Source organism: Mesorhizobium sp. B2-3-7 (assembly GCF_006442695.1).
Classification (GTDB): domain Bacteria; phylum Pseudomonadota; class Alphaproteobacteria; order Rhizobiales; family Rhizobiaceae; genus Mesorhizobium.
This window is the reverse complement of the sequence record NZ_VFVV01000002.1, coordinates 241,096-267,620: the sequence shown is the minus strand read 5'-3', so window position 1 is coordinate 267,620 and position 26,525 is coordinate 241,096. Positions and strand designations below refer to the sequence as shown.

Here is a 26,525-nt window from a genome sequence, read left to right as displayed (position 1 = left end):
GCGAAGCCATGCAGAACCTGCTCCTGAGCTATTATGGCGACGACCTCACCGGCTCGACGGATGTCATGGAGGCGCTCGAGCTCGGCGGCGTGCCGACGGTGCTGTTCATGCGTCGGCCCGATGAGCGCCTGCTGGCGCGATTTTTCCATTGCCGCGCCGTCGGACTGGCCGGCACCAGCCGAAGCGAAACGCCGCAATGGATGGAGCAGAATCTGGCGCCCGCCTTCGAATGGCTGAAGAGCCTCGAAGCGGCGATCTGCCATTACAAGATCTGTTCGACCTTCGATTCCAGCCCGACGGTCGGCAATATCGGCCGCGCCATCGAGATCGGCCGGCGCATCTTCGGCCAGAGTAGCGTGCCGATGGTCGTCGGCGCGCCGCAGCTCAAGCGCTACACGGCCTTCGGCAATCTTTTCGCGGCGTTCCGCGGCGAGTATTTCCGCATCGACAGGCATCCGGTGATGAGCAGGCATCCGGTGACGCCGATGAACGAAGCAGACCTGCTCGTGCATCTCTCGCGCCAGACCAGTCTCAGTTCCGGCCTTGTCGACCTGGCTGCATTGCAGACCGACGATCTCGCGCAAACGGTCGACCAGGCCGTGCAAAACAGGGCGGTCATCCTGTTTGATGTCGAAAGCCGCCAGACACAGAGACGCGTCGGCGAACAGATCTGGCGCATCCATGACCAAGGCCATGGCTTCGTCGTCGGATCCTCGGGCGTCGAATATGCCTTGCTTGCCGAATGGGCCGGCAAAGGCATTGCCTCCGGGCAGGCGTCGTTCGCGCCGCCGGGACCGGTAGACCGCCTCGCGGTGGTCTCGGGCAGCGTGTCGCCGACCACCGAAAAGCAGATCCGCCACGCCCTTGCCCACGGTTTCGACGGCGTCGAGATGGATGCCATGCAACTGGTCACGGAGGGCGCCAAGGAGGCAATCGAGCGCGCCGTCGCGAGCGGATTGGCAAGCCTGGCTGCGGGGCGCAGCGTCATCCTCTACACAGCTCTTGGCCCACAGGCCGACCGTAGTGCGGAGATCGACCATATCGAAGGGGCACGCAACAGGCTGGGCCGGGCGCTGGGTGACATTCTGCGCCGGCTGGTCGTCGAGAAGAAACTCAAGCGCGCGGTGATCGCTGGGGGCGACACCTCCAGTCACGCGCTCGGACAATTGGCCATCGACGCGCTGACCGTGCGCATGCCGTTGCCGCAATCGCCGGGATCACCGCTCTGTGTCGCCCATGGCGGCGGTGCGATCGATGGACTCGAAATCGCGCTCAAGGGCGGCCAGGTCGGCACCGACGCCTATTTCGAGACGATCCGGCTGGGAAGCTAGACGTTTGTTTTTGCGCAATTCCGGACGGAAAACCGTATACACTTTTCCTGGAATTGCTCTAAGCCGTTGCCATGATGACGTGGGCCTGAATTTTGGCGGCCACCGCGCCGCTGCCATGTCTGTCTGCAATCGCGGATGCGGCGTAGTCGGTCGCGGCTTGCAGCTTCTCTGCCTCCCGGGCCTCGATTTCGGTGCGAAGCACAGTTCCCTGGCAATAAGCGACGGCGGGAAGGCGCGGCGAGGATGCACGGCTTTGTTCGGCTCTCGTCTCGATCATCACAGGAGAAAAGCCAGCCTCCTCCAGCTCGCGACGGATCACTGCCTTGTCGTGGTAGCCATGCGGCGTGCGTGCCAGAAAGCGCGGCGGATCGTCGGGGAAGATCCTTGCGAGAGCATTCGTCACATCATCGGCAAAGACGTTCTCCTCGATGCGATCCCATACGCTGAACAGGAAATGTCCGCCCGGCCTCAGGACACGCCTGGCTTCGCGGTAGGCCGATGGCCGGTCGGGAAAGAACATCGCACCGAACTGACAGCAAACGAGGTCGAAGGTCGCATCTTCAAACGGCAGCGCCAAGGCGTCCGCTTGACGCCATGTGATGCGACCGTCGGGAGGTTGTCGCGAAGCGGCGTAGTCGAGCATCGGCTGGTTGAGGTCGGTTACCGTATAGCTTGCGCCGGGAGACAGTTTCGGCGCCAATGCACGGGTGACGACCCCGGTGCCGGCGGCCGTCTCCAAAACGGCGGCGGGCGACAGGGATGCTGCTCGTCCTGCAATATCCGCAGCGAAGGGCTCGAAAATCAACGGCACCATATAGCGGTCGTAGTTTTCCGGTATGGAGCCAGCGAATACCTTGTCCGTTTCCAGCATTGCCACCACCCGCCCTCTGCCTAGAGGCTCGGGAGATTAGCATATCATTGCTTGTTTTGCGGCGTTTTCGGCGGAGGCGGCGAGTCCAGCTCCAAATCAAAGAAATAGAGCATGATGTCGTCCGAAAACCGCTTCGCGCTTATGGCATCAGGCCTTAGTACAGAGGCTCGGCCATGTGCTTGGGCGCCGGCCACTGCGTCGTGACGCCGGGCTGCACCGGCCGCTCGAGATAGGTCGACAGCACCACGTAGCTGCGCGTCGAGGTGACGCCGGGTGTCTCGTAGAGGCGCGACAGCAGGCCTTCGAGCGCCCGCGTGTCCTCCGTGCGGACCTTCAGCAGCATGCAGGTGTCGCCGGCAACCGTGTGGATCTCCTCGACCTCCGGATATTGCGAAACCGCCATCAGCTCCGGCGTCTTGCCCCAGCCCTTGGTGTCGATATGCACGAATGCCAGCAGCGGCTTCTTGACCGCCTTGGGGTCGATGATGGCAGCCGTGCCGCGAATGGCGCCGCTGCGCCGAAGGCGCTTGACGCGCTCATGCGCGGCGGGCGGAGAGAGGCCGACACGATCGCCAAGCTCAGCATAGCTGACCGTGGCGTCGTCGACGAGAACGCCTAATATCTTTCTGTCGATCGCGTCGAGATCGCGGGGCGCCGGCCTGTTCTGCGGAATGCCATTTGTTTCTTCGTCCATAGTGGAAATTCCCGATTGTAGCCGAATAAAATACGGCCATTATGAATATATGTCGAACAGCGATCAAGCAGCAACCCTGGGGGCGAATGCCCGGCCGCCCATCCCGGCGCTGGCCTATCTCTTGACCGGATGCATCGCCGTCATCGGCTCGAACTCCCTGGTGCTGGGTCCGATTGCTCCCGCCGTGGCCGTGTCGTTCGCGACCAGCGTGCCTGTCGTCATGATGGCGGCCGCCGCGTTCGGCCTCGGCACCTCGGCGAGCGCCTTGTTCCTGGCGCGCTACATCGACCGGGTCGGCGCGCGCCGGATCCTTCAGGCGGCCTTGCTGCTGCTGGCGTTGGCGCTTGTCGCAAGCGCTGCGGCGCCGACGGTGACGGCGCTGGTCGCCGCGCAGCTTCTCGCCGGCATCGCCGCCGGCGTCGCCATGCCGGCAATCTATGCCAGCTCCGCGGCGATTGCCCCACCTGGACGGGAAAGCGGGACGATCGGCGTTGTGCTGACCGGATGGACGCTGAGCATGGTGGCCGGCGTTTCGCTGTCGGCGGTGCTTGCCGATCTCGTGCACTGGCGGGCCGTCTTCGCCGCCGTGGCGCTGCTGGCGGCGCTGGCGCTTGGCAGCCTTACCGCGTCGTCACTCCCGGATGTCAGAAAGGCCGGCCCGGCGCCTGCGCCGCTCGAGGCGCTCGGCATTCCCGGCATCGTGCCGCTTCTGATCGCCTGCGGCGCCTTCATGACCGCCTTCTATGGTGTCTATGGCTATCTTGGCGACCATCTGCACGGCGGGCTGGGTCAGCCGGTCAGCGCCAACGGCCTGGCCGCACTCGCCTATGGCGCCGGGTTCGGCACGGCGGCGCTCTTCGACGGCATCATCGATCGCCTGGGGGCTCGCCGCGTCATGCCCTTCGCTTACCTGCTCGTCGCCATCGTCTATGTCGCGATCGCCGCGACAAGCAACAGCTATGGCATGATGCTCGCCATGGTGGCGGCTTGGGGTCTCGCCAATCACTTCGGTCTGAACGTACTGGTGATGCGTCTGTCGGCGCTCGATCCGTCACGGCGCGGCACGATCATGGGCCTGAACAGCGCGGTGACATATCTGGCGGTCTTTGTCGGCACCACCGGCTTCGGGCCGCTATATTCGGATTTCGGCTTTGCCGCATCGGCAATGGTGGCGGCGTTGCTGATGCTGGTCGCGGCTTCGGCCGCCGCTTGGCGCACGCGCCAGCCACACAGGACGTGATGGGCCACCAGCCCGCGCGCGGTTGACAGCGGCGCCCCTGCCCTTCCATACAAAGCCGTTAATGTTCTCAGGGCGGGGTGAAAGTCCCCACCGGCGGTAAGGACTCCTGATTGCGCATGATTTCTTTCCGAAAACCGGTCCGGTTTTCGGGGTCATGCGCGGGACCCAAGCCCGCGAGCGCTTTCCGGCAAAACCGGAAGGGTCAGCAGATCCGGTGTGATTCCGGAGCCGACGGTTACAGTCCGGATGGAAGAGAACGAAACGGAAGACGGACCGCCCCGGCGGCCGGTTTTCGTATCGTGCGTCCTGATTCTGGTTCGAAACGGAAGGATGGACCCATGAATCAGCATTCCCACAAAGACTATGAAACGACCCGCGTTGCCGTTGTCAGGGCGCGCTGGCACGCGGATATCGTCGACCAGTGTGTCGCTGCCTTCGAGGCGGAGCTTGCTGCACTGGGCGACGGCCGCTTTGCCGTCGAAATCTTCGACGTGCCCGGCGCCTACGAGATCCCGCTGCACGCCAAGACATTGGCCGAGACGGGTCGCTACGCCGCGATCCTCGGCGCTGCCTTCGTCGTCAATGGCGGCATCTACCGGCACGAATTCGTCGCCGGCGCGGTCATCGACGGCATGATGAATGTGCAGTTGACGACCGGCGTGCCGGTGCTTTCGGCGGTACTGACGCCGCACAATTACCACGACAGCTCCGAGCACCACCGCTTCTTCCTCGAGCACTTCCAGGTAAAGGGCAAGGAAGCGGCCGGCGCATGCCTCCAGATTCTGGCGGCGCGAAGGCACATCGCCGCCTGAAACAGCCGAGAGCGGGGTAGAAATCCCGGTAACAGCCTGTAGTATCTCGGGAAAATGCCGAGTTCGGGAGGATGCCGGTGCAGACCAAGAAGATCATCAATGACGGCAACCGTGCCGTCGACGAGATGCTAGAGGGGATTCTGGCCGCGCATCCCAGCCATCTCAGGAGCGTGGACGGCAACCCGCGCTCGATCATCGCCCGCAACGGACCGCGTCCCGGCAAGGTCGGGCTCGTCGTCGGCGGCGGCTCGGGCCATGAGCCGACCTTTCTCGGTTTTGTCGGCAAGGGCCTGGCGGACGCGGCGGCGATCGGCAATGTCTTTGCCTCGCCGCCACCCGATCCCATCCTTGAATGCGCCAAGGCGGCGAACGGCGGCGCCGGCGTCCTGTTCACGTACGGCAACTATGCCGGGGACGTGATGAATTTCGACATGGCGGCCGAAATGGCCGCCATGGACGATATCGAGGTGCGCACGGTGCTGACCACCGACGATGTCGCCTCGGCACCGCGCGACCAGCGGCAGAAGCGTCGCGGCGTCGCCGGCAATTTCTTCGTCTTCAAGGCGGCCGGCGCGGCCTGTGACCGCATGCTCTCCTTCGACGAATGCGAGCGCATCGCGCGCAAGGCCAACGATCACACCTTCACCATGGGCGTGGCGCTGTCGCCCTGCTCGCTGCCGCAGACCCGGCGGCCGAATTTCGAGATCGGCGCCGACGAGATGGAGATCGGCATGGGCATCCATGGCGAGCCGGGCATCGCGCGCGGCAAGCTCGGGACCGCCAACGAGATCACCGACGAGATGCTGGACAAGATCCTCGCCGAGATGGCGCCTTCGCGTGGCGACAAGGTCGCGGTGCTGGTCAATTCGCTGGGCTCGACACCGTTGATGGAGCTCTACATCATGAACCGTCGCGTCAAGCAGCGTCTCGACGACATCGGCGTTTCCATCCATGCGACCTGGGTCGGCAATTACTGCACGTCGCTCGAAATGGCCGGCGCCTCGGTGACGCTGTTCCATCTCGATGGCGAGTTGCAGACCATGCTCGACCATCCGTGCGACTGCGCCATGTTCCGCGCCGGCTGAGGAGTGACCCGTGAGCATCGATAGCGCTGACCTGAAGAGAATGTTCGATGCGATCGCGGTGGCGATCGAAGCCGACAAGGACCGGCTCTGCCAGCTCGACGGCGTCATCGGCGACGCCGATCACGGCATCGCCATGGCGCTCGGCTTCAACGCAGTGCGCGACGCGCTGGCGCCACTCGACCTGGCGGCGACCGAGCCGACCGCGCTTCTCAACATGGCGGCTAAATCGTTCCTCAACGCGGTCGGTGCGTCGTCTGGCCCGCTCTATGCCACCGCCTTCATGCGCGCCGCCGCTGCCGTCAAGGGCAAGACCACGCTAGCTGATGCGGATGTCGTCGCGCTGTTCCAGGCGATGGCGCAAGGCATCCGCGATCGCGGCAAGGCCGAGATCGGCGAGAAGACGATGATCGACGCCTGGTTGCCGGCGGCGGAAGCGGCCGGCGCCAGCAATGCGGCGGGAAAAGGTCTTGCCGAAAGCCTCGACGCGGCAGTGGACGCGGCGCGCCGGGGGGCCGAGGCGACCAAGGACATGATCGCCGTCAAGGGCCGCTCCTCGCGGCTCGGCGAACGCTCGCTCGGCCATATCGACCCCGGCGCCGCCTCGGCCGTGACCGTCATCGAGGCTTTGCGCGACAACCTGGCTTAGGCCTGCTTCGCTTCATCGAGCTTGTTGATCGCCTGGACATTGCCGGCCGACGGTCCCTTCTCGTCGAACTCCGAGGCCAACCAGGTATCGACGATCGCCTTGGCGAGTTCCGGGCCGATGACGCGGGCGCCCATGGTGATGATCTGCGCGTTGTTGGATTTGGCGGCGCGCTCCGCGGAATAGGTGTCGTGGGTGAGTGCCGCCCGGATGCCAGGCACCTTGTTGGCCGAGATCGAGACGCCGATGCCGGTGCCGCAGAACAGGATGCCGCGGTCGTTCTCGCCGTCGATGATCGTCTGGGCGAGCTTTTGTGACAGGTCGGCATAAAAGCCGGCCTGGCTGAGGTCGCTGACGGTGAGGCCGGATTTTGTCGCGAGATGCGCGGCGATGACATCAAGCAACGGCTTGCCGGCGCTGTCGGCTCCAATGGCTATTTTCATGGTCGTGTCCTTTCTTGAATGAGATTTCGTTCGTTCAGATCGCCACCGAGGCGCGCCTGAGGATGTCGATGTAGCCCTCCGCCTGCCAGGCCGAGCGGCCGATAAAGAGGCCATCGATGCTGGGCTGGCCGATCAGCTCGGCCGCGTTGCCGGGATTGACGCTGCCGCCATAGAGCACCGGCGGGATGGACGGCAGCAGGCCGCCGGCCACTTTCTTGATCAGCGCCTGCTGTTTTTCGGCATAGGCGGAGCTGGCCGGAATACCCTTGTCGCCGATCGCCCAGACCGGCTCATAGGCAAACAGGATTTTTGCCGCCTTCGCCTCGCCTTCGAGGAACAGCAGCGCACCCTCGACCTGGCCGGTCAACACCGCATCCGCCTTGCCGTTTTCGCGCTCCGCCAGCGTCTCGCCGACGCAGATCAGCGGTATCAGTCCGTGCTTGACGGCGGCCGCCGTCTTCAGGCCGACGGTGCGATCGGTCTCGCCGAAATGCTCGCGCCGTTCGCTGTGGCCGAGTTCGACCATGTCGAGACCGCAGTCGCTCAGCATCAGCGGCGAGATCTCGCCGGTCCAGGCCCCGGCATCGGCCCAGTGCATGTTCTGGGCACCGACCTTGACCCGCGTCGACGACAGCGCCTGCTTGACCTCGCGCACCGCCGTGAACGGCGGGATGACGAAAGGCTGGATGCGCTCGTCGAAGCCTGGCACGAAGCCGGCCAATGCCCCGGCGAAATCCAGCGCCTCGGCGAGCGTCTTGTTCATCTTCCAGCTTGTACCGACCCAATAAACCACGCCTGCGCTCCTTGATCCTCAATCCTTGTTGGCGACCACCGTCAGCGAAACGCCGGCGGCATCCAGTGCGGCGCGCATTCCGGGCTCAGGCGCGCGACCGGTGAAGACGGCATCGAACGCCTCGAGTTCGGTCAGGAAATGCAGCGCCGTGCGGCCGAACTTGCCGTGATCGACCAGAAGGTATTTGCGGGTCGCTGCTTCCATCATCAGCCGCTTGATCTGCACCACCTCCTGGTCCTGGTGGAAAGCGGAGGCGCCGTGGATAGCCGATGACGACAGGAAGGCGACGTCCGCGCGCAGCGATCTCAGCGAAGCCTCGGCAAGCAGTCCGAAGAAGCCGTGGAACTTCTTGCTATACTGGCCGCCGAGCGCAATCAGGTCGATGCCCCCGGCGCCGGCCAGGTCCTGGATGACGGCCAGATTGTTGGAGATCACCGTCAGCGGCCTGAAATCGGCGAGATGCCGTGCGATGCCGCCAGCCGTCGAGCCGTCGTCGATGATGACAGTCTGGCCGGGTTCGATCATCGCCACGGCGGCCGCCGCAAGGCGCTGCTTTTCCCCTGTCGCCTGCTTTTGCCGGTAGCGAAAATCGCTTTCGAAGAGACCGCTCGGCTGGATCGAAGCGCCGCCACGCACCTTGCGCAGGAAACCGCTCTCCTCAAGGTCGTCGAGATCACGATGCACCGTCATCCTGGAGACGCCAAAGCGTGAGGCAAGATCGTCGACGCTCGCCGCGCCGACGTCCATCAGAAAGTCCATGATGCCTTGACGTCTGCTATCGCTCTTCATTGCTGCCGTTATCCGCCAACCGGCGCTGGCTCCTCGACAAGATAACATATTTCTTCCTGAAACTATCATGATTTTTGTTATAATGAGATATTTTCCTGGGATATTCCCGTGGCTTTCATCACGGCCCTGTAACAAGAATTGCTGCCGGGACGGTGTCTGACGGTTGCGGTTGCGCGGAAATCCGGCCAGAAGCATCGGTGGGCTGGACGATGCGCGGACAGCCAGCAAGCAAAGGTTAGAAACCAGATACGGGAGACTATTCGTTGGCTCGCATCACACTGAGACAATTGCTCGATCACGCCGCCGAATACGGCTATGGCGTGCCGGCCTTCAACATGAACAACATGGAACAGGGCCTCGCCATCATGGAGGCTGCGGAGGAGACTAAGTCGCCGGTCATCCTGCAGGCAAGCCGCGGTGCGCGTGCCTATGCCAATGACGTGGTGCTGGCCAAGCTGATCGATGCGCTGGTCGAGATCCATCCCGACATCCCAGTCTGCATGCACCTCGACCACGGCAACAACGAGGCTACCTGCGTCACCGCGATCCAGCATGGTTTCACCTCGGTAATGATGGATGGATCACTCAAGGAGGACGGCAAGTCGCCGGCCGACTACGCCTATAATTCGGGCATCACCAAGCGCGTCGTCGACATGGCGCATTGGGGCGGCGTTTCGGTCGAGGGCGAGATCGGCGTGCTGGGCTCGCTGGAGAGCGGCGGCGGCGAACAGGAGGACGGCCACGGCATCGAAGGCGCGATCAGCCACGACCAATTGCTCACCGATCCGGTGCAGGCCGAGCAGTTCGTGCGCGACACCCATGTCGACGCGCTGGCGGTTGCCATGGGCACCAGCCACGGCGCCTATAAATTCTCGCGCAAGCCGGATGGCGCGGTGCTGGCGATGAACGTCATCGAGGAAATCCACCGCCGCCTGCCGAACATGCACTTGGTCATGCATGGTTCGTCCTCGGTGCCGGAGGATCTGCAGGAGATCATCAACAAATATGGCGGGCAGATGAAGCCGACCTGGGGCGTGCCGGTGGAAGAGATCCAGCGCGGAATCAAGCATGGCGTGCGCAAGATCAACATCGACACCGACAACCGCATGGCGCTGACCGGCGCGATCCGCAAGGTGCTGACGGAAAATCCCTCGGAATTCGATCCGCGTAAATATCTGACGCCGGCGATGGCGGCGATGAGGAAGCTGTGCAAGGAGCGTTTCGAGCAGTTCGGCACCGCCGGCAACGCGCCGAAGATCAAGCCGCTGCCGGTCTCGGAAATGGCCAAGCGTTACAAAGCGGGCAGCCTCGATCCGAAATTCGGCTAAACGACCAGTTCCCGGAGCGGTTCAGTGTTGGATAGAACCGCCGAACCGCTCCAGCTCTTTACGGGATGAGAACACCGGCCGAGGTCGCGGAACGTCCTGCGCGGCGAAGCCCAACCGTGTCAAACAGGCTCGCGCCAAGGCTGCATTGCTGTCGATGACGACCAATCCGTTCGTAGGGTTGAGGCTGGCGGCCACCACCGACAGTTCGGTGCAGCCGAGAACGGCCGTATCGGCGCCGGCCGATCGCGCGATTTCAAGCGCGCGCTCGGTTTCGCTCGCCGCCTCCGCGATCGAACCGGCCTTGACGAGGCCGATCGCGCTATCGACGCGGCCCTGGAATTCCGTGACGGCGGGAAAGCAGAGCTCAAATCCCGCCGCCGACATCCTGTCCCGATAGAAGCCGGAGACCAGCGTGCCCTGCGTGGCGAGGATCGTAACCTTGCCTCGGCTCAGGCTACGATGGGTTTCAGCCACGACCGCGTCGGCGATATGGATGATCCGCGCCTGCGAGCTCGCCGCCAGCTGCTCATACCAATGATGGGCGGTGTTGCACGGCATCGCGATACAGGCAACGCCGAGCGCATTGAGCGTCGAGACCGCGGCTTTCAAAGACGGCAACGGACCGTCATGGCCGGCAAGGATCGCCTCGGTCCTGTCAGGCAGCTGAGGCACGCTGAGGATGACGGCGGGCACATGCTCATTGTCCCGGAACGCCTGGGTCATTCGGGTCAGCTTGAAGTAGAAGTCAGCCGATGCCAACGGCCCGAGACCGCCGATGACGCCGAGCTGGAGGCTGACGCCATGGTCGATCATCGGACGGGCTCGGCTTCGAGCTGTTCCGACGCCGCTTCGACAGGCTGCGTCGTCTCCCTGTGGCTGGGCGCGATCATTGCGGTGCTCGCCGCCACGGTGCAGACGCTGGACAGCGTCATGAACGTGTCGACGGCCGCGTCGACCGCGACGAACAGGGCGAACGCCGCCTCGAAGGGAATCTTCAGGTAGCCACAGACGATCGACATCTGGGACAGGATGAGCAGGCTGCCCATGCCGCCAGTCGTCAGCGCGAGAAGCGCCGAGGTGATGCCGACGAGCAGGAGGTCGGGGATTGCCAGGGGACGGCCGTAGAGCTGAGCGATGAAAAGAACACCCGACGTGTAAAGCAGCGCCGGGCCTGTCCGCAGCAATGCCGCCTGCAGCGGCACGAGCAGTTCGACGACCACAAGGCTGAACCGCAGACGCTCGCTCAACAGGTTGATGACCCACGGAAGCGAGGCGACGGTAGAGCGCGTGGTGATGGCCACCATGAGAAGGGGCTGACAGGTCTTGATCGTGGTCCAGTAGCTTCGCCGAGAGCGGATGGCGATAACGGCAAATGCGCCGGCGATGAATGTGAGGCAGGAAAGACCCATCACCAGCAGATAACCGCCCATCAGCGTGAGCGGCTTGGTTCCGGTCGACGCGGTCTGATCCGCGATGAGGATGAAGGTTGCAAACGGCAATCCCCAGATGAACCAGTTGGTGAGGACCGTGCAGGCCCGGTAAACCGCGTTCAGCGCCTGAGACAGGCTCATCGATGAAGGCTGCGGAATCTTGCCCATCGCGAGCCCGAACAGCAGGCAGAACAGCAGGACCTGGATGGTTTGGCCGGAGGCCAGCGCGCTGAAGACGTTGTTCGGCACAAGATCGAGCAGTATCGAATGCCCGTTGTCGGAGCCCTCATTGGGTGGTGGTTGATAGGGGAATGCGAGATCGGTGGATACGCTGCCCTGCGAATTGATGAACTCGCCAAGCTCGATGCGCGATTGAGGATTCTCGATCTGGCCCGGCTGAAGGACAAGCGAGTAGGTGCCACTCACCAACACGCTCAGGAACGACACGACCAGCACCGCCATGCCCACCCGGCCCAGGTAACGGACCGAGTTCGGATCCTGAACCATCGACATGATCGAGAAGATGACCGACGAGACCAGATAGGGCAGGACGACCATCTTGAGGAAATTCAGGTAGAGCTGCGCGACAGGGCTGATCGCATGGGCAAATGCTGGATAATAGAGGCCGCAAAGGATTCCCGCCCCGATCATCGCGATCGTCGTCGCGGGCGAGCGCAATATGCGCCTTGCCGCCAGGCGCCAATCGAAAGCCAAGGGTCCGGCTGCCTCCGAAACGGCCATAGTCAAGCTTTGCTCCCCAACCGGTAGCGCGCGATGATCTCGTCAGTGCTGAGAACCTGCTGAGCGCGCGCGAGATCGAGGTAAAGGTCGATAAAGGCCGCGAGATGCGGATTGTCCGGTCGCACGCCGATTGCGATCGTGTCTAGCTTGTCGGTCAGCGTGATCGAGCGTGCGGCGACCATCATCGACGGATCGTCGACCATCAGCTTCTTGATCTCGAAATCGTCGCGATACGCCATGTCGATCGTCCCGTCGCGGATCGCATCGACAACCATGTCCCAGCCTGCGAAACGATGAACTTGTGCATGCGGGAAGGTCGTCGCCGCATAGGTTGCGAATGAAGAGCCCTCGATCACGCCGAGATCGCCCGAGAAATCGCGGATGATCTGCTCGGGTGGTTTGCCTTGCGCGATGCGCGCCAGGTTGAGGCGATTGGCGATGAGGCCTTGGTGCAGCATGGCATAGGGCCGGGAATAGAGGATTGAGCGGCCACGGCGAAGGGTTCGGCTGAGCTTGCCGATGGCTATGTCCGCCTGGCCGGAAGTCAGCTGTTTCACCATGCCGTCGAACGTTGCGGCGGATCGGTCGAACACCGGCTCGACGCCGAGCTCCGCTGCTATGCCGCGGGCCAGTTCCATGTCTATGCCGCTGTTCCCCGATCCATCGGCCGGGAAGAATGGATCGGAGGCAAAGGCCGGCATTGCAATGCGCAGCGCATTGTCGCCGACGACGGGAGCGATCTCCGCCTGCTGTCCTGGAGTATTGGCCGCCCGAGCTTGCGCGACCAGCAAGCCGACGCTTCCGGCCGTGAGCAGCGTGCGACGTGTAACCGACATGCGGATTCTCTAGTTCGCGAGGGAAGCCGGACAACAAATCGGACCAATTCGCAGTATGCATGGCGAAGTTAAACAAAAGTATCTTTCGCATTGTACTTTTATAGCAATCAGCAGCGCAGGCTGCCGCAATACTCGCATTATCTAATATGTCATCTGGTTGCTTCGCTGGCGGGCCAACCGGTTGGACGTCAACAGCGCGAGTGGCATCGGCTCCCCACTCCGACCTCTACCCGTTTTTCGGCAGCAGGTCAGGCCTGCCCGTGTCGATAAAGGGCGCCCAGTAGTCGACCGATTCGCGGATCATGGCGACCACCTGGTGGTCGACCGGTTCGCGCTCGCGAAACGACAGTTCGAGGCAGATCTCGTTGTCGGTGCCGCCGCCGCGCCGCACCGTCTCCAGCAGCTTTTCAGGCGTGATGCGGCCGTCCCTGTTGTGAGCCGCGGTGAACGGCCAATGGCCACCCTTGTTCATCGACGATTGCTTGATGTGGATGATCGGCGACTTCCTGGGGAAAGCCTCGGCCCAGGCATAGGGATCGATATCGGCCGGGTTGCTGGAGGTGACGTCGCCATGGTCGATGTCGACCATCATCTCCAGCGGAATGGCCATCCCGGCCGCGTCGATCGCATTCTGCAGCAGCCTGCAATTCTCGATCGTGTGGCCGAACTCGCGGCCGACCGACATCGGCTCCCAGAACAGGTAGTTAAGCCCGGCCGCGCGGGCGTGTTCGGCGACCTCGCGCCAGCATTCCAGTGCAATGTCGAACAGGCGCGCGCGGCGCGCGGGATCATCATAATCGCGATGGGTGAAGATCGCGAATTGGGTACCCATGCCGCCGGCGCCAAGCTCGGCCGAGATGTCGGCAAAGGTCTTGAACCAGCCGACATAGTAGCGGCGCACATCCGCGTCTGGATGGCCGAAATGGTTGAGCCGGCCGTAAGGACCGGTCGTGCCCGAGGTCACGCGCACGCCCGTGCGGGAGAGTGCGCCACGAAACAGGCGGACGAATTTCACGATCGTCGCCGCCGGCCAGCCCGGATTGACGAATTCATGCGTGAGCTGAATGTCCCTGATGCCGATGTCATAGGCGATGGTATCGACCAGGTCGTCAGGCTCGGCAAAGCGGTTGACCAGCGGATTGGTGTTGAGGGAGAGCGTGAATGCCACGATCGCGATCCTCTCAGCCCTTTCGCGCTACATTGGCGATGATTGCCATCACCCTGCCCTCGCCAGCCGGCTCGCGCACCAGTGTTCGAAAGCCGATCTCTCCTCGGCGGAAAGATGCAGGCCGTGCTTGGTGCGCCGTTCGAGAATGTCGGCCGGTGTCTCAGCCCATTCCTGCTCGAACAGGTAACTGGCCTCGCGCTCGAAGAAATCCTTGCCGAAGCATCGCCCGAGTTCCGCGAGCGAACGGGCCGCGCCGACCAGAAGGCGTGTCCTGGTGCCGTAGAGCCGGCCGTAGTGCTTGAGCAGCGATGCAGGCATCCATGGATACTCCCGCCCGAGATCGCCTAAAAACTGTTCGAAATCGGCATTGGCGATGTCGCCGCCAGGCAGATGCGCCTTCGCCGTCCAGGGCTTGCCCATCCGGGGGAAGAACGGAGCGATCCTGTCCAGCGCATGCTCGGCGAGCTTGCGGAAGGTGGTGATCTTGCCGCCGAAGACGGACAGCAGCGGCGCCTCAGCATCCGGCGCGTCGAGTTCGAAAATATAGTCGCGGGTCACGGCACTCGGGTTATCGGCATTGTCGTCATAGAGCGGCCTGACGCCGGAGAACGAATAGACGACATCGCCGCGCGCGAGGCCGCGCTTGAAATAGCGGTTGACCACCCTGATCAGGTATTCGATCTCGCTCTCATCCGCCGCCACGTCCTCGGGTCGGCCGTCATAGGGAATGTCGGTGGTGCCGATCAAGGCGAGATCGCCCTGATAAGGATTGATGAAGATCACCCGCTTGTCGCTGTTCTGGATGAGGTAAGCTTGGCGGCCCTCCCAGAATTTGGGCACGACGATATGGCTGCCCTTGACCAGGCGGACATTGCGCGTCGAGTTCTGGCCAGCAACGCGGTTGATGATGTCGTTGACCCAAGGGCCAGCGGCATTGACCAGCGCCCGCGCTCGCACGGTGGTTTTCACGCCGGTCTTGCCGTCGCGCATCTCCACCGACCAGAGGCCGCCTTCCCGGCGGGCGGCGGTGCAGGCGGTTCGGGTGAAGATCTTCGCTCCGCGCTCGCGCGCATCCAGCGCATTGATCAGCACGAGACGGGCGTCGTCGACCCAGCAATCGGAATATTCGAAACCGCGCTTGAACTCGTCCTTGATCGGCGCGCCCTCGGGCGCGGTGCGCAGGTCGAGCGTGCGGGTGGCCGGCAGCCGCTTGCGGCCGCCGAGATGGTCGTAGAGGAACAGGCCGAGCCGCACCAGCCAGGCCGGCCGGTCGTCAGGACTGTGCGGCAGCACGAAGCGCATCGGCCAGATGATGTGCGGTGCCGATTCCAGGAGTACCTCGCGCTCGATCAGCGCCTCGCGCACCAGGCGGAACTCGTAATATTCGAGGTAGCGCAGGCCGCCATGGACGAGCTTGCCCGATCGCGAACTGGTGCCTTCCGCCAGATCGTCCTTTTCGCACAGGATGACGGAGAGGCCGCGGCCTGCTGCATCGCGGGCTATGCCGGCGCCGTTGACGCCGCCGCCGATGACGAAAAGGTCGACGATTTCGGGTCCGCCACTCATCTCGTCACGATCTCGCTGCCGGATTTACACACCATGGCTGCCGCCTCAGCACGGATTGACCGGAGGCAGCCCGGCGATATAGCGGCGCACTTCCTCGGCGGCCTGCTCGGCCGCATAGGTCACGGTGCGCACCGAGGCGCCGGCGATATGCGGCGTCAGCGTCACGTTGGGAAGCTGCAGCAAGGGCCAGTCCGACGGCACAGGCTCGACCGCGAACGTCTCCAGCATGGCGCTGGCGATCTGGCCTGAAACAAGCGCCTCATAGAGTGCGTCATAGTCGACCAGCGGCCCGCGCGCCGTGTTGACGAAGATCACCCCGGGTTTCATCCGCGCGATGGTGTCCTTGCCGATCAGGCCGCGCGTCTCCGGCGTCACCCGCGAATGCAGCGTGACCACGTCGGAGCGGGATAGGAGATCGTCAAGCGCGACCAGTTCGACGCCGGCGTTGCGGTCCTCTGCGCTCAACTGCACATAGGGGTCGCTGACCAGAACGTGGCAGCCGAAAGCGCGCAGCAGCCTGACTACCTTTGTTCCGATATTGCCGTAACCGACGACGCCGACCGTCATCTCGCTAAGCTCGCGGCCGGTGCGGTCGGCGCGGTAGAGATCGCCGCGCCATTCGCCCCTGCGCAGCGCTTCGTGGCCGACCCGGATCAGCCGCGTTTCGGCCAATATGGCGCCGATGGTGAATTCGGCCACGGCGGTCGCGTTGCGGCCGGGCACGTTGACGACGGTGATGCCATGCGCGCGCGCCGCTTCCATGTCGATGTTGATCGGGCCGCCGCGCGACACCGCGACCAGCTTCAGGGCCGGCAGGCGGCGCATCATGCCCTCCGACAATGGTGCAAGCTGGGTGACGAGGATCTCGGCATCGCCAATGAACTCGACGACCTCGTCGGGACGGCCGAAATACTCCTTGACCTTGTCGAGGCCGAGCGCCGGATCGCCGAATTCCATCGGCTCGTCGGGCCAGGCGGTCTGCAATGTCCTGACATCGAGGTCACCGCTCGCGACCTTCTCGATTTTGGCGCGAAACACCTCCGGAAGCATGAAGTTGTCACCAATGATCGCTATTTTCCTGGGCATACTCGACTTCTCAATTTGCCTGCACCGAAGCCATCGCGCGCCAGACCGGCCGCAGCGCCTGGTGCGCCAACATGTAGGACGGGGTCATCCTGTCGTAGATCGCGGCGAGGTCCCGATCACTCGGCTCCGCCTCGCCAAGCAGCGGCGTCACCCATTCCGCGACGCATTCGTCCATCGACTTGTACAGGCCGACGCAGACCGCGGCTATCATCGCCGCGCCGGCCGCCCCGGCCTCCTCGCGCTGGCTGGTGCGGATGTCTGCGCCGACGGCGGCTCCGAGGATCTTGCGCAGCGCCGGGCTTCGGGCGGCGCCGCCGGTCAGCCGGATCTCGCGCGGCAATGGCCCCATGGCGGCGTAGCAGTCACGCGCGGCGAAGGCCAATCCCTCGAAGACAGCGCGCACCAGGTCGGCATAGCCGTGGCGCGAGGAAATGCCGACGAAGCCGGCTCTCGCATTGGCATCGACGAACGGCCCCCTCTCGCCGGCCTCCGACACATAGGGCTGGTAGAGCAGTGAGGCGGGCTGCGAGGCCGCGATCCAGGCATCGACGAGCGCAATCATTTCGCCATTGCTGCGGGTGATGCCTTGCGAGGCGAGGATGCCGGAGGCAAGCCCAAGCACCCAGTCGATGTTTAGCGTCGCCGCCATGTTGGACTGCATCTGCGCGAACACGCCGGGCGCCGGCATGGCCATGGTGTAGCCGGTTGCCGCCTCGTTCAGTTGCACGTCGTCCGGCGTCTCGGCCAGCCGCATATGCATGCCAGTGGAACCGATGATGGTGCAGCCGGGCTTGCGCTCGCGGTCGAGCAGGCCGGCGCCAAGCGCGGTGCAGACGACGTCGACATAGCCGAGCACGATCGGCGTGCCGGCAAGCATGCCGGTGGCGGCGGCCGCCGCCTGCGACAGACCGGCGCTGTGCCTGGTGCCGTCTGTGACCGGCGGCAGGAGATGCCGGAGGTCCGCGACGCCGAGCACGTCGAGCACATCGTCGCTATAGTCGCGGGTGCGGAAATCACCGAAGGTGAAGGTTCCCTCGGAAGGATCGGTGGCGCGTTCGCCGGTCAGCTTGAAATAGAGCCAATCCTTGCAATGAAACGCCGTCGCCGCCTTGTCGAGCATTTCAGGCATGTTGCGCTTCATGAACACGAACTGCGAGCCCTGCTGGCAGGCGGCGAGCCCGCTGCCGGTCTTTTCGAAACGCAGCCGGTCCTCGGGCCGCGCGCGGATCTCCTCGACGACGCCGGCGGCGCGCGCGTCGAGCCAGAGCCAGCCCTTTGCCACCGGCTCGCCCTTGCCGTCGATCAACCAGGTGCCGTCGCCCTGCCCGGTCACCGCGATGGCGATCGTCCGGCTGGCGAGATCGGGCACCTTGTCGGCAAGCTGGCGCAAGGTCGCCGCCGCATCCGCCCATGTGCAAGCCAGATCCTGTTCGGCGCCGCCGCCCGGCAGCGTCTCGTAATGGTTCGGCGTTGCCGCGGCGGCGATCTGCCGGCCTTTCGTGTCGAAGGCGATGGACTTGATGACGGAAGTACCGGCGTCGATACCGATCAAGAGATCACGCATCAGGCGAGCTCCATGCCGTGCGAAATGGCCTCGCCGCTCGCCTGGTCGAAGACATGCAGGTTCTTCGGGTCGATGCTGACATTGATCGGCGCGCCAAGGTCCAGCCGGGTGCGGTCGTGCTCGACCAGGACCAGCGAGCCGCCGGCGAAATCGGCCGCGATATGGGTCTGGTCGCCAAGCCACTGGTTGGCCGAGACCCTGGCGGGAACACCCTCCTTCGAGCGCCGCACCGCGTAAGGCCTGATGCCGATGACGACCCGCTCGCGGCTGAGCAGCTGGTCGCGGACGGGAGCGCTGAAGGCGTCCTTGTCGTAGTCGAGCGACAATCCGTCGGGCAGCTTGAGATTGATGCGGCCGGCGGCGGTTCCAACATAGGCCTCGAAGACATTCATCGGCGGCTCGCCGACGAAGGTGCCGGTGAACAGGTTCGCCGGACGCTCCTTGATCCTGTCCGGCGTATCGAATTGCTGCAGCACGCCGCCTTCCATCACCGCGATGCGGTCGGCAAGCGCATTGGCCTCGGTCTGGTCGTGGGTGACCAGGATCGCGGTCAAGCCGCGCTCCTTGATGAAATGCTTGATGCGGCCGCGCAGCACGGCGCGAAGCTGCGGTTCGAGCTGCCCCATCGGCTCGTCGAGCAGGTGCAAATCGGCGTCGCGGATCAGCGCCCGGCCCAGGCTGGCGCGCTGCTGCTGGCCGCCGGAGATAGAGCTTGGGTAACGCTCCAACATATCCTCGATCTCGAGCAGCTTGGCGATGCTGGCGACCCTGGCCTCAACCTCGCTTCTGGGCAGCCGGGCCGCCTTGAGCGCGAAGGCCATGTTCTCGCGCACCGTCAGCGGCGGGTAGAGCGAATAGCCCTCGAAGGCCATCGCCACGTTGCGCCTGACCGGCGGCAGCGTGTGCACCTGGCGGCCGGCGACCGCGATCGCGCCGCGCGACACCTCCTCGAAGCCGGCGATCATGCGCAAGGTCGAGGTCTTGCCGCAGCCGGACGAACCGAGCAGCGCCACGATCTCGCCCTTGCCGATCTCCATCGTCAGCTTCTTGACGGCGTGGACGCCCCGGTCGATCGGGCCATAGAATTTGTCGACGCCGGAAATGGTGAGTGCGCTCGCGCTCATGCGGCTTCTCCGTTGCGCAAACTGACGACATTCTTCGAGCCGATGCGCTCGCCGCCGGCGCGATCGAACAACAGGGCGCTCTTGCCGTCGACGGCAATGTGGGCCTTGCCTTCGCTGCGGCCCGGTGTTCCGGCCGGCCGCGAAACCAGGATCTCGCGGCCGCGCAACGTGCGCACCAGCGTGACGATCTTTTCGTTGAGCGGGGTTTCGGCCTCGACCGTCACCGGAATGGCGCCGGGTTCATTTTCTCCGACGAAATGCAGTGCTTCCGGCCTGAGCCCGATGATGCAGTCGCGGCCGACCGCGGTCTCGGGAGCCCCGCCGAGATGGACCTGCACATTCGACAGGGCGACATGGATTCCCTTGGCGCCAAGCGCCGGCTTGACGTCGAGCAGGTTGATGGTCGGGTCGCCGAACAGCCGCGCGATCTCGACATTTGCCGGCTCGCGATAGATCTGTTCGGGCGTGCCGAGCTGGCTGACGACGCCTTGCGACATGACCGCGATGCGGTCGCCGAGCGCCATGGCTTCCTTATAATCCTGGGTGACGTAAACGACGGTGGCGCCGCGGTCGGCAAGCAGTCGCGGCAGTTCGAGCCGCATCTCAAAACGCAGCTTGGCGTCGACATTGCGCAAGGGATCGTCGAGCAGCAGCAGCGGTGGCGAGCCGACCAGCGCACGGGCAAGCGCGGTGCGCTGCTTCTGGCCGTTGGAAAGAGCGCGCGGCTTGTGGGAGAGCACATGGGCGATCTTCAACAGCTTGGCGACGCTCTCGACGCCGGCCTTGATCGCGCCCTGCGACGACCGCTTGGCCTCCAGCGGCGTCGCGATGTTGTCGAACGCGCTCATATGCGGAAACAGCGCGAAATTCTGGAACGCCATGCCGACGCCACGGAATTCGGCGTCGACGTCGGTCATGTCCTCGCCGCCGATGAGGATCTTGCCTTCGTCGGGGTCGATGACGCCGGCGACGAGGCGCAGCAGCACCGTCTTGCCGGCGCCGGAGGGTCCGAACAGGACCAGCGTCTCACCGTCAGCGACGGTCAGCGAAAGATTGTCGAGCACGGTCTGGCTCTTGTAGCGCTTGACGAGGTTTCTGAGTTCGAGGCTGGCCATGGAACTACCCCTTCACCGCGCCGAGCGACAGGCCTTCGACCAGATAGCGCTGTGCATAGAGGGCGAGCGCCAGCGTCGGCGTGATCGACAGGACGATGGCCGCCGAGATCTGGCCGTACTGGATGCCCGAGGAGGTGATGAAGGCGAGCGCGCCGACCGTCACCGGCTGCTTGTCGGCCGAGGCCAGCACCAGCGCGAAGACGAAATTGTTCCAGGCGAAGATGAAGGCAAGCAGGCCGGCAGCGGCGATGCCGGGGCCGGCGAGCGGCAGCGCGATCTTGCGGAAGGTGGCAAACCAGGAATGGCCGCCGATGCGATAGGCATATTCGATGTCGGCCGGAATATCCTCGAAATAGCCGCGCACGATCCACAGGATCAGCGGCAGGCAGATCAGCTGGTAGACCCAGATCAGCCCGATATAGGTGTTGGCCAGCCCGAGCTTCTGGAAATAGAGCGTGAGCGGCAACAGCACCAGCAGGGCCGGCGCGAACCTGAACGACAGCAGCGTGAAGGCGATGTCCTCCGAGCCGCGGAACTTGTGCCGCGCGAAGGCGTAGGCCGCCGGGACGCCGAGCAGCAGCGAGACCGCCACCGAGGTCACCGACAGGAACACCGAATTCCACAGGTTGCGCATGAAGGCGATGTCGAGCGTGCCGGCGGCGGTCGTCAGCTTGCCGGTGATCAGCGCTGTGTAGTTGGCAAGCGTCGGCTCGAAGACCAGCTGCGGCGGAATGCGCAGGATGGTCTCGTTGGTCTGGAACGACATCATCAGGATCCAGACGATCGGGAACATGAAGAAGATCACGACCAGCGTGAGTGCCGCGCCGCGCAGGGTGCGTTCAAGCAAGGAGGTGTGTTCCATGGCTGCCTCCTCCTATGCCTGGCCACGGGCGCGCTCGCGCAGCCTGAGCCAGTTCTTGATGAAGATGTTGGAGAGGAAATAGGTGATCGCCCACAGGATGATCATCAGCGCCGCCGAGCGGCCGACATTGGTCGACTGGAAGAAGTTGAGATAGGCCTCGACCTGGAAGACGGTCAGCGTGTCGCCCGGTCCTCCTTGCGTCATGGCGTAGATGATGTCGAACTGCTGGATGGAATCGAGCAGGCGGAACAAAGTCGCCGACAGGATATACGGCGTCAGCATCGGCAGCGTGATGCGGAAGAAGACGAAGCTCCTCGGCACGCCATCGAGGGCCGCGGCCTCGAAGGGCTGCGTCGGCAGGCTGCGCAGGCCGGCAAGCAGCAGGATCATGATGAAGGGCGTGTAGACCCAGATATCGACGAGAACGACGGTGAACAAAGCCGTCGACGGCGACGAGGCCCAGCGGAAGTCCTGTAAGCCGATGAGGCTGGCAAGATAGCTCAGCACGCCGAAGCCGGGATTGGTCATCAGCTTCCACATCAGCGCGGCCAGTGCCGGCGCCGTCATCAGCGGCATCAGCAGCATGATCGAGATGAAGTTGTTCAGGGTCGATCGCTTCTGCAAAAGCAGCGCGATGGCGAGGCCGAGAAGCAGTTCCAGCACCACCGTGGTGCCGGCATAGAGCAGCGAGATCTTGAGCGTGTTCCAGAACTTCGGATCGGTGAAGAAGGAGATGTAGTTGTCGCCCCAGTTGAACTGCCGCGCCCAGGGCTGGCTCAGCCGATAGCGCTGGAAGGAATAGACGACCGAGGTCAGGAACGGAATCAGGATGCCGATGCAGACCAGCAGAGCCGGCAGGCTGAGCACGTAGGGCAGCACTCTCTTGCTGATCCTGAAGCCCGAGGGCTTGGGCCTTTGCGATACCACCGCAGTCATCGTGCTGCTCCGTTGTCCCTGTCGCTCCGCCCTGCCGGCCGCCCAAGGGAGCAAGGCGGCCGGTCGGGCGAATTGGCGGCCACCTTACGGCCCCGCGTCGCAATCTTGAAAAGGTCAGGTGAGGACCGGCCTGCCAAGGCTGGCCGGTCCTCCATTACATCTAGCCGAGGCCGGCTTCCTTGAGCTGGCCGTTGATGCTTTCGGCCAGCTTATCGAGACCCTCGTCCACCGGCACTTCCTTGGCCACCATCTTTTGCAGCGTCGCCGCCCATTCGGTGGTGAGATCGAAGAACAGCGGCTGCGCCGTGAACTTGATCGAGGCGCCCGGCGCCGAGGCGTCGAACATCTCGACATAACCGGGATAGCTCTTGTTCAGCTTCTCGCGGAACGTCTCATCCTTCCAGACCGACTGGCGGACCGGATTGACGAAATCCATCTTGGTGGCGCCGAACAGAGCATGCTCGGGTCCGGAGGCCCACTGCATGAAGTACCACGTGGCGTCCTTGTCCTTGGAGAAGTTGGACATCGACAGCGACCAGATCCAGATGTTCGGCGTTGGCGCCTTGGCCTCCGGGTTGGCCTTGAAGGCGGCAAAGGCAAGCTTGCCGGCCATCTTGTTGTCGCCGCCATTCATGAAGTAGCCGAGGATGTCGGCGTCGAAGATCATCGCCGAGGCGCCGGCGCCGAGATCGGCGCCGACCTGGTACCAGGTGTAGGTCGACCAGTCCTTCGGACCGCTTTCCTGGATCATCTGCACCCATTGCTTGTGGAAAGCCTTGGACTGGGCGGTGTTCATGGCGGCCGACAATTTGCCGTCGGCCGACACGTTCAGATCCTTCTGGTCGAAATTGGCGTAGGCCGAAAGGAAACCCGGATGGATCGTCGCCCAGGAGCGCGACCCGCGCACGCCAATGCCGTAGACGCCGCCGCCGACATCCTTGGTGAGCTTGGCGGCCGCGGCCACCATCTCGTCCATATTGCCGGGAACCTTGACGCCCGCCTTGTCGAACATCCCCTTGTTGTAGGTGATGTTGTTTTGCTCGAAGCCCCACGGAATGCACCATTGCTTGGCGTCTTCGGACCCCAGAGCGCCGCCCGGCTTGCCGTTCCAGGCGCAGGAGTTCTTGACGCCGGGCAGGAAGTCATCCCAGGCATAGTTGGGGTTGGTCTTGGCCGGATCCTTGATCCATTCATTGAGGTCGGTGATCCAGCCGGCTGGGCCGTAGGTCCAGGTCATATAGGCGCCGGTCATGAAGGCATCGTATTCGGGCGAGCTCGCCGACAACGCGGCCGTGACCTTGTCGAAATAGACGTCTTCCGGGAACACGTCGTAGACGACATTCATGCCGGTCAACTGCTTGAAGTTTTCGAGGTTGGCGATCATCGCATCCGCATAGGGATGCTTGTTGAGCAGGAGCTTGATGGTCTTGCCCTGGTGCGCCTTCCAGTCGAAGTCGGCGGCCAGCGCCCGGGTCTGCCCAAGATTGAGCAGCGTACCGGCCGTGCCGGCGGCAAGGCCCATCGCACCCAGGCCCTTGATCAGCCCACGACGGTCGACTTGTCCGCGCAGGAAAGCGTCAATGAGGTCTTTCTCTTTCTCATGCATTTGGTCTTCTCCTCCACAGGGTAGTTTTAACTGAACCGACGCCGGCTACCCGACTGGCGTCTCCTCCACGAGCGATCGCGCTGTCCGCTCATCAGTTATCAGGCCCTTGAGATAGCGGCCCTCCAGCACCGCTTTGACGGCTCGAACCTTGACCTTGCCGCCGGCGACCGCGACGATCCGGCGGCTGGCGATGTCCTCGCGCGCCAGCGCCAGCGCCCGATTGGAAAGGGTTGTCGCCACCGCTTTGCCGGCATCGTCGAAGAAATGGCCGAGCAATTCGCCGACGCCGCCATTGCGGCGGATCTCCTCCATCTCGCCCTTCTCGATCATGCCGGTGGCGACGAGCGAGGCTTCGCGTTCGGCCGTGCCGATGCCGGCAAACAAAAGGTCGGCGGATCTTGCGAGATCGAAAACCTCGCTGATGCCCTTCTGTCCCAGCAATACCGCGCGGTCGTCCACCGTGTTGGCGAACATCGGCACCGGCATAACATAGGCTTCGGCGCCGGTGCGCTCGGCGAGGCGGTGAATGACGTCATGCGGGTTGGCCGAGAACTTCCGCGTCAAGCCGCCGAGCAGCGAAACGAAGCGGATCTTGTCTGTCGAGCTGCGCGGCAGGTATTCCACGCAGGCGGCGAGCGTGCGGCCATGGCCGACGCCGATCAGCGCCTGCTCGCCGCGTTCGATCTCACGCTTGAGGAATTGCGCGCCGGCGATGCCGAGCGCCTTGAGCGGCAATTCCTCGGAATCGAAATCGGGAACCACCTCGCAATAATCGAGGCCGTAGCGGCGCGAAAGCTCGTCCTCGAGCTCGACGCATTCCGAGACTTCGCCGTCGATATAGACCTTCACCAGCCCTTCCTGATTGGCCTTGGTGATGAGGCGGTGGGCCTTGAGGCTGGTCAGCCCGAGGCGCTTGGCAACCTCGGACTGGGTCAGGCCGCCAGCGTAATGAAGCCAGGCGGCGCGTGCCGCCATGCCGGTTTCATCATCGCGCAAGAGGCCGTTTCCAAATCCAACCACGTTCCGCCCTCTGATATTTTTTTCAGGTTCTGCAAAATTTTTCACATGGACGCATCGGAGTCAAGCGCCAAGCGCCTGCAAACGCTGATTTTCAATGAGAATGGACGAGCGAACACCGGGCGTGGCACCGGTCAGGGTAACAGCGGCAGCGAAAGCGCAGGAATCCGATCACCGTCGCCGCCGTCTAGGTGAAGCGGCGGCGCCCAGCGTTCGCCGGTGAGCGGATCGCACCATTCGGCAAGCCGCTTTCGGGTGATCAGGTCCAGGCCGAACTTGGTGGTGCGCCGGGGACGTCGAGGTGCCCGGCAGCGGCCAAGGCCGCCGGCGAGCAGCGCCTATTGCAACGTCCGCGCCGCGAATGGCATGGAATGGTCGTGCGCCATGCCGGCATCGGCATCTTCCACGCCGAGCCCGCGGTCGAGGCCGGTGGCCACCACCGAAACCCTGAACCGGCCTTCCATGCTCTTGTCGAAGATGGCGCCGACGATGATGTCGGCGTCTTCATAGACCTCTTCACGGATTCTCGTGGCGGCCTCGTCGACCTCGAACAGGGTCATGTCGCGGCCGCCGGAAATCGAGACCAGCACGCCCTTGGCGCCCTTCATCGACATCTCGTCCAGCAGCGGGTTGGCGATGGCGGCTTCCGCCGCCTTCATCGCCCGGCTATCGCCTGACGCCTCGCCGGTTCCCATCATGGCGCGGCCCATGCCGCGCATCACCGATTTGACGTCGGCGAAGTCGAGATTGATCAGGCCTTCCTTGACGATGAGATCGGTGATGCAGCTGACGCCGGCATAGAGCACCCGGTCGGCGATGACGAAGGCATCGGCGAAGGTGGTCTTGGCGTCGGCGATCCGGAACAGGTTCTGGTTGGGGATGACGATCACGGTGTCGGCGCTTTCGCGCAGCCGCTCGATGCCTTCTTCGGCCATCTGCATGCGGCGCCTGCCCTCGAAAGTGAACGGCTTGGTGACGACGCCGACCGTCAGGATGCCTGCCTTGCGCGCCGCTTGGGCTATGACCGGCGCGGCGCCGGTTCCGGTGCCGCCGCCCATTCCGGCGGTGACGAAGCACATGTGGGTGCCGGCCAGATGGTCCATGATCTCGTCCAGCGATTCCTCGGCCGCGGCGCGGCCGATCTCGGGAAGCGATCCGGCGCCCAGCCCTTCGGTCACATGCGCGCCGAGTTGGATCAGCCGCGTCGCCTTGGACATGGTGAGCGCCTGCGCGTCTGTGTTGGCGGCAATGAATTCGGTGCCCTGAAGCTGCTCGGCGATCATGTTGTTGATGGCGTTGCCGCCGCCGCCGCCGACGCCGACAACGGTGATCTTGGGTCTCATCTCGGAGATCTCGGGCTTCTTGAACTCGGCCATGCGTCTTCTCCTTCGCCAGTCGCTCGCGCTTCACGCCCCGCCAGATCGATCACACCGCAAAACGGCAAT

General features: G+C 63.9%; 25 protein-coding genes and 1 riboswitch. Of the genes, 6 read left to right on the top strand and 19 right to left on the bottom strand.

Annotated elements, in window-relative coordinates:
• The first annotated feature begins 8 nt into the window (after positions 1 to 8).
• Positions 9 to 1,331, top strand: a complete 1,323-nt coding sequence (locus tag FJ940_RS05205) for a four-carbon acid sugar kinase family protein (RefSeq protein WP_140655643.1) — start codon at positions 9 to 11, stop codon at positions 1,329 to 1,331.
• A gap of 58 nt (positions 1,332 to 1,389) precedes the next feature.
• Here the strand turns inward: FJ940_RS05205 and FJ940_RS05200 are convergent, their stop codons facing one another.
• Positions 1,390 to 2,202, bottom strand: coding sequence for a class I SAM-dependent methyltransferase (locus FJ940_RS05200; RefSeq protein ID WP_140655640.1), 813 nt, complete (start codon positions 2,200 to 2,202; stop codon positions 1,390 to 1,392).
• 154 nt (positions 2,203 to 2,356) lie between these two features.
• The gene (locus tag FJ940_RS05195; protein ID WP_140514639.1) at positions 2,357 to 2,896 is read right to left on the bottom strand and encodes an Lrp/AsnC family transcriptional regulator; all 540 of its coding nucleotides are present in this window, start codon (positions 2,894 to 2,896) and stop codon (positions 2,357 to 2,359) included.
• A 49-nt stretch (positions 2,897 to 2,945) separates the two neighbouring features.
• Between FJ940_RS05195 and FJ940_RS05190 the strand changes: the two genes are divergently transcribed.
• From FJ940_RS05190 to dhaL, 4 genes are all read left to right on the top strand, one after another.
• A complete protein-coding gene (locus FJ940_RS05190) occupies positions 2,946 to 4,136 on the top strand; it encodes an MFS transporter (protein WP_140655637.1) in 1,191 nt (396 codons plus the stop codon).
• 59 nt (positions 4,137 to 4,195) lie between these two features.
• Positions 4,196 to 4,398: riboswitch (FMN riboswitch) on the top strand.
• Between the two features lie 76 nt (positions 4,399 to 4,474).
• Positions 4,475 to 4,948, top strand: coding sequence for a 6,7-dimethyl-8-ribityllumazine synthase (locus FJ940_RS05185; RefSeq protein ID WP_140497787.1), 474 nt, complete (start codon positions 4,475 to 4,477; stop codon positions 4,946 to 4,948).
• 77 nt (positions 4,949 to 5,025) lie between these two features.
• A complete protein-coding gene (locus FJ940_RS05180) occupies positions 5,026 to 6,033 on the top strand; it encodes a dihydroxyacetone kinase subunit DhaK (protein ID WP_140655634.1) in 1,008 nt (335 codons plus the stop codon).
• Between the two features lie 10 nt (positions 6,034 to 6,043).
• Entirely contained in the window at positions 6,044 to 6,679 is a 636-nt protein-coding gene (gene dhaL, locus FJ940_RS05175; RefSeq protein WP_181169769.1) for a dihydroxyacetone kinase subunit DhaL, read from the top strand.
• Here dhaL and FJ940_RS05170 read toward each other — a convergent pair.
• From FJ940_RS05170 to FJ940_RS05160, 3 genes are read right to left on the bottom strand one after another with little or no spacing between them, the layout of a single operon-like run.
• Positions 6,676 to 7,119, bottom strand: coding sequence for an RpiB/LacA/LacB family sugar-phosphate isomerase (locus tag FJ940_RS05170; protein WP_140497783.1), 444 nt, complete (start codon positions 7,117 to 7,119; stop codon positions 6,676 to 6,678). The two genes, dhaL and FJ940_RS05170, sit on opposite strands and share 4 nt — an antisense overlap.
• 34 nt (positions 7,120 to 7,153) lie before the next feature.
• Positions 7,154 to 7,912 (bottom strand): triose-phosphate isomerase, encoded by a 759-nt coding sequence (locus FJ940_RS05165; RefSeq protein ID WP_140655631.1) that lies wholly within the window; start codon positions 7,910 to 7,912, stop codon positions 7,154 to 7,156.
• A gap of 18 nt (positions 7,913 to 7,930) precedes the next feature.
• Complete coding sequence (locus FJ940_RS05160; RefSeq protein ID WP_140580661.1) at positions 7,931 to 8,701, bottom strand: DeoR/GlpR family DNA-binding transcription regulator; 771 nt, start codon at positions 8,699 to 8,701, stop codon at positions 7,931 to 7,933.
• A 263-nt stretch (positions 8,702 to 8,964) separates the two neighbouring features.
• Between FJ940_RS05160 and fba the strand changes: the two genes are divergently transcribed.
• Positions 8,965 to 10,029 carry a class II fructose-bisphosphate aldolase gene (gene fba / locus FJ940_RS05150; protein WP_140559305.1) on the top strand — a complete coding sequence of 355 codons (1,065 nt, stop codon included), beginning with the start codon at positions 8,965 to 8,967 and terminating at the stop codon, positions 10,027 to 10,029.
• A gap of 21 nt (positions 10,030 to 10,050) precedes the next feature.
• Here fba and FJ940_RS05145 read toward each other — a convergent pair whose 3' ends face one another.
• The 14 genes from FJ940_RS05145 to ftsZ form a co-directional block, all read right to left on the bottom strand.
• On the bottom strand, positions 10,051 to 10,842 hold the full coding sequence (locus FJ940_RS05145) for an amino acid racemase (RefSeq protein WP_140655628.1): 792 nt from the start codon (positions 10,840 to 10,842) through the stop codon (positions 10,051 to 10,053).
• Positions 10,839 to 12,200, bottom strand: coding sequence for a cation:dicarboxylase symporter family transporter (locus FJ940_RS05140; RefSeq protein ID WP_140655891.1), 1,362 nt, complete (start codon positions 12,198 to 12,200; stop codon positions 10,839 to 10,841). Before FJ940_RS05140 ends, FJ940_RS05145 begins: the two co-directional genes overlap by 4 nt.
• Positions 12,201 to 12,202: 2 nt before the next feature.
• Positions 12,203 to 13,036: a transporter substrate-binding domain-containing protein gene (locus tag FJ940_RS05135; RefSeq protein WP_181171739.1), complete on the bottom strand. Its 834-nt coding sequence runs from the start codon at positions 13,034 to 13,036 to the stop codon at positions 12,203 to 12,205.
• 226 nt (positions 13,037 to 13,262) lie between these two features.
• Positions 13,263 to 14,204, bottom strand: a complete 942-nt coding sequence (locus FJ940_RS05130; RefSeq protein ID WP_140655625.1) for a TIM barrel protein — start codon at positions 14,202 to 14,204, stop codon at positions 13,263 to 13,265.
• 48 nt (positions 14,205 to 14,252) lie between these two features.
• A complete protein-coding gene (locus tag FJ940_RS05125) occupies positions 14,253 to 15,770 on the bottom strand; it encodes a glycerol-3-phosphate dehydrogenase (protein ID WP_140497769.1) in 1,518 nt (505 codons plus the stop codon).
• 45 nt (positions 15,771 to 15,815) lie between these two features.
• A complete protein-coding gene (locus FJ940_RS05120; RefSeq protein WP_140497767.1) occupies positions 15,816 to 16,856 on the bottom strand; it encodes a 2-hydroxyacid dehydrogenase in 1,041 nt (346 codons plus the stop codon).
• A gap of 10 nt (positions 16,857 to 16,866) precedes the next feature.
• Positions 16,867 to 18,420 carry an FGGY-family carbohydrate kinase gene (locus FJ940_RS05115; protein ID WP_140655622.1) on the bottom strand — a complete coding sequence of 518 codons (1,554 nt, stop codon included), beginning with the start codon at positions 18,418 to 18,420 and terminating at the stop codon, positions 16,867 to 16,869.
• Positions 18,420 to 19,544 (bottom strand): ABC transporter ATP-binding protein, encoded by a 1,125-nt coding sequence (locus tag FJ940_RS05110; protein WP_140655619.1) that lies wholly within the window; start codon positions 19,542 to 19,544, stop codon positions 18,420 to 18,422. Before FJ940_RS05110 ends, FJ940_RS05115 begins: the two co-directional genes overlap by 1 nt.
• Entirely contained in the window at positions 19,541 to 20,659 is a 1,119-nt protein-coding gene (locus FJ940_RS05105; protein WP_140580652.1) for an ABC transporter ATP-binding protein, read from the bottom strand. The genes FJ940_RS05110 and FJ940_RS05105 overlap by 4 nt, the downstream gene beginning before the upstream one ends.
• A gap of 4 nt (positions 20,660 to 20,663) precedes the next feature.
• Complete coding sequence (locus FJ940_RS05100; RefSeq protein ID WP_140497759.1) at positions 20,664 to 21,521, bottom strand: carbohydrate ABC transporter permease; 858 nt, start codon at positions 21,519 to 21,521, stop codon at positions 20,664 to 20,666.
• A gap of 12 nt (positions 21,522 to 21,533) precedes the next feature.
• Complete coding sequence (locus FJ940_RS05095; protein ID WP_140655616.1) at positions 21,534 to 22,457, bottom strand: sugar ABC transporter permease; 924 nt, start codon at positions 22,455 to 22,457, stop codon at positions 21,534 to 21,536.
• Between the two features lie 160 nt (positions 22,458 to 22,617).
• On the bottom strand, positions 22,618 to 24,063 hold the full coding sequence (locus FJ940_RS05090) for an extracellular solute-binding protein (RefSeq protein ID WP_140497757.1): 1,446 nt from the start codon (positions 24,061 to 24,063) through the stop codon (positions 22,618 to 22,620).
• A gap of 45 nt (positions 24,064 to 24,108) precedes the next feature.
• A complete protein-coding gene (locus FJ940_RS05085; protein ID WP_181165158.1) occupies positions 24,109 to 25,083 on the bottom strand; it encodes a sugar-binding transcriptional regulator in 975 nt (324 codons plus the stop codon).
• Positions 25,084 to 25,418: 335 nt separating this feature from the next.
• Positions 25,419 to 26,456, bottom strand: a complete 1,038-nt coding sequence (ftsZ, locus tag FJ940_RS05080; RefSeq protein WP_140497755.1) for a cell division protein FtsZ — start codon at positions 26,454 to 26,456, stop codon at positions 25,419 to 25,421.
• Between the last annotated feature and the right edge of the window lie 69 nt (positions 26,457 to 26,525).